Origin of the sequence: Propionivibrio sp. (genome assembly GCF_049316945.1) — a bacterium.
Taxonomy (GTDB): Bacteria; Pseudomonadota; Gammaproteobacteria; order Burkholderiales; family Rhodocyclaceae; genus Propionivibrio.
Window position 1 is genome coordinate 1 of record NZ_JBMOJE010000182.1, and the last position, 7,403, is coordinate 7,403.

Here is a 7,403-nt window from a genome sequence, read left to right on the forward strand (position 1 = left end):
TGGCTCCATTAAGCCGCGATTCAAATGGCTCCATAGGGGCGCGAGATAACATGAGCCTATTGCCGCTGGCGATTTTACCGACCGCAAAATCTACCTTGCCAGCTACCCGCGCGATGCCCTATGGCGAATATGCTGGTGTGCCTTGGCTGATTCGGCAGTACGCTATCACTCAGCTTCCCTCGGTCAATGCGCTGGCCGTGCTGCGTCGCTTGCCTGCCGCCAGAGCAGACCGTACGCCCTTCATCGGTTTTGGCGATCCACAGTTCGGCAAGACCCAAGTGGCGGCCTCTTCGGCCAGAAAGCTGCGTAACCTCGCTATGGATCGCCGCTCTATTCCGGTGACGAACGCTGCATCTTCCGCACCAGCGGCTGCGTCAGATGCCGTTTGGATGGACTACGGCGCGATTCCACCGTTACCGGACACCCGCGAAGAAGTGCTGTCATTGGCGGCGACCTTGCAGGCCGACCCGACCAAGGATGTCTTCCTCGGTGCAGACGCAAGCAAGGCGAACGTTCAACGCGTAGACCTTTCTAAACGGCGCATTGTGGCCTTCGCCACGCATGGCTTATTGCCGGGCGATTTCCCCGGCGTGAGTGAGCCGTCCTTGGCCTTGGCAAACCCGCATGACGGCAAACATGGTTTGCTGACCTTGACGGACATTCTGAACCTGAAACTGGATGCGGACTGGGTGGTGCTGAGTGCCTGCAATACGGCCGCCGGTGATGGCAGCGGTGCCGATGCGGTGTCCGGACTGGGGCGTGGATTTTTCTACGCCGGCACCCGTGCTTTGCTGGTGACCCATTGGTCGGTGGAATCGGTCTCGGCGCGCTTGCTAGTGACAGGGGTATTTGATCGTCAGGCAAAGGATGCCGCCCTGTCTCGTGCCGAAGCCTTGCGACAATCCATGCTGTCACTGATGCAGCAGAACTCGGGGAGCTTTGCTTACGCGCATCCTTTGTTCTGGGCACCTTATGCGTTGGTAGGGGATGGCGGAAAGTAGTTGGACAACCTTAAGTGGCTGGGGTGTTGTCCGTTGGCGGGTTAGAACGAGAGCCTCCTTAGAACACCCAGGAGTCGGCGGTTCTGAAAAAACTGAGCCGCTGCAATCAGTCTGAAGCCACTCGATAACCACTCTGCCTCGACGGGCTGGTTTGGGTCAATAGGTTGAGTGGCGCTTTTCGGTAAGCGGTCGCCCAAGTCACATCAGATCGGATTGTTTTTGGCGGCCCCCCTCGAATGGTGGCAAAGCGAAGAGGTGCTGACTCTCAAGGCGCAAGCCGCCAATGGCCGCTTTGGCCGAGGTTCAGACCGCCACGCCGTCATCCTGAACGGCAGGTTTCCGATAAGTTAGCCGCCATTCGAGATGAAAATGTCATCAGTCTCTTCTGGGTCGGATGCCGTCAGCCACCCATGAAAACTGTGTGGCCGCTTACCAGCGGTAACCTGCCGTTCACTCGAAAAATGTTCGGCACCGCAGCCAAGGGCAGCTTCAGACTAAAAGCGGCCTGATGATTTTTGCATGCCCAGCGGCCGCTGTACTCTTATTCCTGCCTTTCGACTCCATCAGAATTTGATGACAGCCACCGACCCAAAGGAGTCAGTCGGGGTTTTGAAAAGCGGACCTTCGCGGCGAACTCCAGAAACTGATAAGCAGTCGTTCAAAATGCAAAAGTGATATTTCGAAGCGAACGGCAGCTTCGCGGCCGAAAGCAGACGGCCATCAGCGGTCGTTTCGGCCCGAAAAAATCGACGAGTCTAAACGGCAGTTAACTCATCAGATAGCGGTCGCTTGGCCCTTTTGGCTAACAGTGCTCCTTGTAACAGCCTGTTTGCTTGTTACAGAAGTTGTTACAGCAGGATTGTTACAATTCATTTTGTCCTGATAGCCATCAACTTATTCGTTCCAGGCCGGCGGTAACGCCAACGATGTTGCAGTAGCCAAGGAATCAAAATCTTCCGCTCGGAAACGCCAAGGGCTTTAGCTGCGTCAAGAATGCTCGTCAAACCATCAGCCAGCTTGATTCGATCAAACGCCGCCACCTTCGGCGCTTGTGCAGTAACGGTGCTTTCAAGAGCGATAACCTTGTCGCTGCAAATTAGCCACAGGCGACGAAGGGCCGCTGGCTCAGATAAAGCCGCCATGGGATCGTGCGCTGGCTGTTTAGCCAACCGGTAGAATTCCTTGACCAATGACTTTTTGATCTTCCGAACAATTTCGCTGTTTCGCATATAGGTAAGAATCAGGGGGTTTTTTCGTCTTTCTCCATGGAGCCTCTGGGGGAAACTTCATTTTTCGCGATATTTTTGCAATGTTGTATTTATCACAGTTTTCAGGCGCAGCAAGGCCTGGCGGCACGAATCACGGGAAAATGTATATATACATTTTTTTCGTGCCCCAAAAGCATTCCCCGCGTTGCTCTGTGAACGTGATTAGGAATAGACGTTAGCTGCTTTTACGCGGAATTCCCAATTGATTTGGGGCCAACAGATGTGCGCTCGTTGCGACATGTGGCAACTCCTTTCCATCCATGCACGTGCCCTGATCGTAGTGAAGAAACACTATTGGGGTGCATGGGGGCTACGTGGTCGCGGCTGGCAGAGTGGAGGCACGCCGGTTCGCTCTTTGACTGCCCATCGTGCCGTTTTGGCCGCGAGAGTTTTGTCTTGTCGTTCAGTCATGGTTTTTCACGGTAAAGCACTGAAATTGCATGGATCGAGAGGTTTTGTATATATACACTGCAGACTGATTTTCTGGCCGTTTTTTGTATATATACATTCTTCCGAAAGAACTGCCTTGAAAGACGCATGTTTGCTGGATTCTTATCGTTCAAAAAGTGGCCATCAAGAAGCGGGTATTTCAGGAAAATATCGGAAAATTCAGGATACGTCAGTTACCTTTGTCGAAGCAACTGACTTACCATCAAACACAGGTAAGGCTGGTTGAAGATTTGCAATAATCAGGAGAATTAAAAATATGATGTCAGAGTGCGATGGCGCCGGCTCTTGCCCTCCTTGCCTGGCGAATTTCGCAACAAAGTCATGGATAGTCACATCCGACCCTTCTCCGGCGGCCGCGGTTTCCCCTCTTTGAGGCAATCCTGAAGTAGCAGACCCTCTTTGAGGCAATCCTGAAGTAGCAGAGTCTGCCTGAACGCGGAATCCTCCTTGCTGTAGTCCTTCCAGCCATGTCCCTGCTTGTCGCGCAAGTCTGTCTTCGCCCCGAGGTCGATGAGCTTCTGAAACACATCAATATTATTCTTCTCGGAGGCCAGCATCAGTGACGTTAATCCTTTGTCGTTCGCCTGATTGATGTCAACGCCACCGCTGACAAGGGTCTCGATCATTGCTGGATTGTTTTTGTGCGTGGCAATAAGAATCGAATTCATGCCGCCAGGAGATTTGTACGTCAAATCGCACTTCTGCTGAATCAAATACTCGATGCCCTTTGTGAAATTGAACCAAATAGCCAGCATCAGCATGCTCCAACAACTATCATCGTAATCCAAGATGCAGTTAACGTCCTTTCCGGCAAGGATTTTCTTAAAAGACACAATCTTTTTTTTGGGAATGACTATTTCAGAAATCATTTCTTGCTCAGCCCGGTTCAATTTAGTCATAGTTTCTCCAATTCATGCAGGCAGTATATAATTTAAAATTGGTAATTTGGTGCTTCATGGAGCTATCCGTAGCGCATTTGGCCGCGGAAATTCTCGCAGGCAACCTTAGCTGGCGGTGGGCTTCGAAGAATCATTCGTCATCCATCTTGCCTGGAATCTTGCGCGTTGTCACCAAGGGCTGTTTCGTATTAATCGCGACTCCTCGTGCTGTGATTTGTCAATAGAACGATCTGAGGCGAATCCGTTGGGAGTTCCTCCGGCTCTGCGGGGGGGGGGCAGTAACAGTTTGATATTTTCGTGAGGCGCTTCATCAGGGGGTATCAGCCGCCTTAAACGGTACGGTTGTCGCACATCCAAGCGCTCAATGTGACCGAACTAGGACCATGGCTATCAGCAAATCTCCATATAGGGATCGTTGTGCTCCGAACCTGCCGTTGGCGGCGTGCGAGTCTCTTCTGCTTGAACAGCATATTTGGCCATCCCGCCCTTCTGTTTGGACTTGGAACGATAGCAAGCAGATCCTCGTCATGGCGGATTAACAGGTGTCCTGCGCTGAAGCGTTTTACCATGAAGTAAACTGCTTCGGAGAATCGATGATTACTGGATTCGCCCGCCGGGGAACACAGGCTTCATGCCTAGTCTTTTCACTCTCGGCGTGTGTCGGCCAGAAAATATTTCTGCACCTTGGCTGCGGCGTCTCCATACAATTTCCGGTAAAGGTGACGAGGGTCTGCAGCCCCACCAACAGGAGTGCCCACCGTCATCGTTTTATCATCGATGTCTATCACTTGTACTGTACCCGGTCGTGCTTGGTCGCGAAGTGAATAGGCCAGTCGGGCGAGTACATCCAACCTGGCCGAACCTTTCAAGTACGACCGACACCGCCGCTGCCAATATTCAACGATCAGGTCATATTTCTTACGGCCAAGCAAACCGGCCAGGTCAATTTCCGGCGGCAACAGGACTTCTATACGGTTCCATAGCTGGATCATGCCGACGGCAGGATCGAAGGGGAGATCAGACTCGTCCAGGATTACATCCTCGTCGCCAGCATACCCGGTCTCTTCGGCAGCCACCCACGCCCACCAACGCCTCTTCTGGTTGGGCTGACTGCTCGATCGTACTGGGCAATCAAGCAGCAACCCTAGTGGCCCGGCCAGAGGCCAGTCAGGGAACTCTAGGCTCCCTAGCTTAATAAGCGTCCCCGGCTTCAGTTTGTCCGTCGACACTGCCTCGACGAACGATTGATGCACCGCTATTCTGCGTTCACACCAGTCGTTGAGCCACCAAGGCATCTCGGGAATGGAGTCATCATTATCCGCATCCGCTCCAATCAGAACCGACATCTCCAGAAAACCCTCGTTGTCGCTGATCGGCAGCTCTTCCTTTTTGGACGGGAATAAATTCATGTCGACGAATTCCAGCGGAGGCCATAGCTTGATCATTTCTTTATCCATTTGACTTGCGTGTTCATTGAAAAAGCATTGACCTGAGGTTACTTTGGTGACGCACTAACCTGTTTTTTGGAAGAATTGCCTGTAGGTAGATGTTTAGACGCCAGCACGTGTTTTTCACTCCAAGCCACGTCGCAAAGCAGGCGTGCCAGGGCCGGGATGGAGTCGTGCCACTGGGTACTGCCTGGTGAAATTGCGAGAACGCACCTCATCCATGCTCCTATTTCCGTCTCCTGGAAATAGGAAGGCGGGATGTCCGTTTTCGCGTGGGGCAACGTAGCTCCCAAGGTGGCTGCCCTGTGTTGGCTCAGCGCATGTGCGGCCTGCGGATTCCAGATTGAGGAGTACTCCTGTTCGACCAATCGTGCCGATTTTTCATGGCAAAAGGAGTGCTGAAGCAAGACAAGGTGATACTTGTTCAAGCCATTGACAAACAACTCGGCACTTTGCCGGTATGCATCTTCATCTAGGAACCATGGCTCAGATGGGGTGCAGTTTGATCCATGGCTGCACGCCAGCGCATCCCGGTGGTTCTCCTCGACTTCTTCGGAGGTGCCGTACTGGACGAGTTTGCTTCTACGCTCCCTGATGTCGCGCAGGAAGTCCCTGAAATAGCCTTGCAATTTATACTGGCTGTCAGGGGGCGTGTCGTATCTCGTACTTTCTGTCTTGAACAAGCCAAATACTAAGAACTCAGAGACCAGATCCTCTTTTGACTCGTTTATCTGGTGCAATACGCTCAGATTGGGGCGCCTCAACGCCATGTGAACCAGGGTCCAAAACTCCTTCCGTGCGGCATCCCGCTGATCCTGCAAAGTTACCTGAAGGGCAGTATTCAGCCATCGTTCTACAGGCACATGCAAGCCATGGCGATATGGCCATAGCAGCTTAAGCCTGGAAAACTCCTGAGATGTCATAGTCATTCGATATTTTCCCCGCCAGGAGGACTTGGACGATCTTAATGCCCATTTCCGACGGCAGTATTTTCCAACCCAAGTATGAGCATGAAGCGGGGATGTAGTAGGTAACTTGCTTGTGTGCGTTGACGGGTTAAATGAATAAGTCTAAAGGATTACGTCAAAAGTAGGTAGTCAGCCGTCACGGTTTGTTTCTGAACATGATTCCTAGAGCATATATATGCTGGTGTCAGCGGCGTTATGAACGTCACGTGAGCTTGGTGGTTCGAACGTATTGAATTTTCTTTGTGGATTTTCTTCGATGCCTTTTATCTGAAGGCTTTTTTGCGTTTTCTTCCTCGCTGTTCGTTCTTCTTTCTTCTTCGCTTTTCCTCGTTCCCGCTCCTTGAACAACGGCACAATGCCCGGGAACAGCGACTGCTCAAGCAGTTCCTGAGCCTGTCGCGTCATGCGCAGGCTTATGTCGAGGGAATCGAGCAACGACGTGTGAACCCCCGCCATCACCTGCGCAAGATCGTTGCCCTGAGTGAGATCTACGGCGTCGATGCGGTCGACCGGGCGATCCAGGACGGCATCGCCTTCGCGGCGTACAGCTGCGAGTACATCGCCAACATTCTTGAGATGCGGGCGCGTGAAACGCCCGAGCCCGGTGCGCTGCATCTCACCCGCCAGGATCTCCTGGACATCGAGATCCCCGCACCGGATCTGTCACTTTATGAGGGGCACGGCGATGAGCACTGAACGTCCGATCAATGCTTCCGCTGGCACAACGCTCACCGAATCGCTGCGCGCCCATCTGGTGAGCCTGAAACTGGCGTATGTGCTCGAGCACTTCGAATCGCTGATCCAGGACGCCGGGGCGGAGCAGTGGCCTCATGTCGACTATCTGGCACGCTTGATCGAGGGCGAGGCGCACCAGCGCGAAGACCGGAGCATCCAGCGACGGGTCGGGCTCGCCCGATTCCCGGTGCTCAAGACGCTCGATACGTTCGACTGGAGTTGGCCGAAGAAGATCAACCGGCCACAGATTCAGAATCTCTTCCGCCGCCGCTTCATTGAGGACCACGCCAACGTGACCGACAGGGTCGCCAAGCGCTCATAGCGGTCATCACCATAGTCACGGTAGGCGCGCTGCAGGAGGTGGGCGATGGCCGGGCCACAGACGTCCTCATGGGCTCTGTCCATCTCGACGAGTAGTTTGATGTCGCTTGGGGTGTAAAGGAGTTGCCACATGTCGCAACGAGCGCACATCTGTTGGCCTCAAATCAATTGGGAATTCCGCGTAAAAGCAGCTAACGCCTATTCCTAATCACGTTCACAGAGCAGCTCGGGGAACGCTTTTTGGGGCACAAAAAAATGTATATACATTTTCCCGTGATTCGTGCCGCCAGGCCTTGCTGCGCCTGAAAACTGT

8 protein-coding genes are annotated in these 7,403 nt (G+C 53.0%); 4 read left to right on the plus strand and 4 right to left on the minus strand.

Translation table 11 applies throughout. The features are described from left to right. Window positions 1–1,001: CHAT domain-containing protein (locus tag ACOYNV_RS24350; protein ID WP_422902402.1), on the plus strand; the 1,001-nt coding region annotated here is incomplete at its 5' end. Between the two features lie 869 nt (window positions 1,002–1,870). Here ACOYNV_RS24350 and ACOYNV_RS24355 read toward each other — a convergent pair. After that, complete coding sequence (locus tag ACOYNV_RS24355; protein ID WP_422902403.1) at window positions 1,871–2,230, minus strand: phage antirepressor KilAC domain-containing protein; 360 nt, start codon at window positions 2,228–2,230, stop codon at window positions 1,871–1,873. A gap of 241 nt (window positions 2,231–2,471) precedes the next feature. On the opposite strand from ACOYNV_RS24355, the gene ACOYNV_RS24360 reads away from it, so the two are divergent. Next, entirely contained in the window at window positions 2,472–2,945 is a 474-nt protein-coding gene (locus ACOYNV_RS24360; protein WP_422902404.1) for a hypothetical protein, read from the plus strand. Window positions 2,946–3,048: 103 nt separating this feature from the next. On the opposite strand, the gene ACOYNV_RS24365 is transcribed toward ACOYNV_RS24360, so the two are convergent. From ACOYNV_RS24365 to ACOYNV_RS24375, 3 genes are all read right to left on the minus strand, one after another. Continuing rightward, window positions 3,049–3,618 (minus strand): ankyrin repeat domain-containing protein, encoded by a 570-nt coding sequence (locus ACOYNV_RS24365; RefSeq protein WP_422902405.1) that lies wholly within the window; start codon window positions 3,616–3,618, stop codon window positions 3,049–3,051. Between the two features lie 644 nt (window positions 3,619–4,262). Further along, entirely contained in the window at window positions 4,263–5,075 is an 813-nt protein-coding gene (locus tag ACOYNV_RS24370) for a hypothetical protein (protein ID WP_422902406.1), read from the minus strand. 38 nt (window positions 5,076–5,113) lie between these two features. Continuing rightward, window positions 5,114–5,995: a hypothetical protein gene (locus ACOYNV_RS24375; RefSeq protein ID WP_422902407.1), complete on the minus strand. Its 882-nt coding sequence runs from the start codon at window positions 5,993–5,995 to the stop codon at window positions 5,114–5,116. A gap of 279 nt (window positions 5,996–6,274) precedes the next feature. Here ACOYNV_RS24375 and ACOYNV_RS24380 point away from each other — a divergent pair, with 279 nt between their 5' ends. Together ACOYNV_RS24380 and ACOYNV_RS24385 are read left to right on the plus strand one after the other, a co-directional pair. Continuing rightward, on the plus strand, window positions 6,275–6,730 hold the full coding sequence (locus ACOYNV_RS24380) for a hypothetical protein (protein ID WP_422902408.1): 456 nt from the start codon (window positions 6,275–6,277) through the stop codon (window positions 6,728–6,730). Continuing rightward, on the plus strand, window positions 6,720–7,091 hold the full coding sequence (locus tag ACOYNV_RS24385) for an ATP-binding protein (protein WP_422902409.1): 372 nt from the start codon (window positions 6,720–6,722) through the stop codon (window positions 7,089–7,091). Before ACOYNV_RS24380 ends, ACOYNV_RS24385 begins: the two co-directional genes overlap by 11 nt. Window positions 7,092–7,403: the final 312 nt, after the last annotated feature.

What these genes read in the sequence shown, in the direction of transcription:
- ACOYNV_RS24355 (WP_422902403.1), bottom strand. Translation starts at nt 2,230, where the DNA reads ATGCGAAACAGCGAAATTGTTCGGAAGATCAAAAAGTCATTGGTCAAG.
- ACOYNV_RS24365 (WP_422902405.1), bottom strand. Translation starts at nt 3,618, where the DNA reads ATGACTAAATTGAACCGGGCTGAGCAAGAAATGATTTCTGAAATAGTC.
- ACOYNV_RS24370 (WP_422902406.1), bottom strand. Translation starts at nt 5,075, where the DNA reads ATGGATAAAGAAATGATCAAGCTATGGCCTCCGCTGGAATTCGTCGAC.
- ACOYNV_RS24375 (WP_422902407.1), bottom strand. Translation starts at nt 5,995, where the DNA reads ATGACTATGACATCTCAGGAGTTTTCCAGGCTTAAGCTGCTATGGCCA.
- ACOYNV_RS24385 (WP_422902409.1), top strand. Translation starts at nt 6,720, where the DNA reads ATGAGCACTGAACGTCCGATCAATGCTTCCGCTGGCACAACGCTCACC.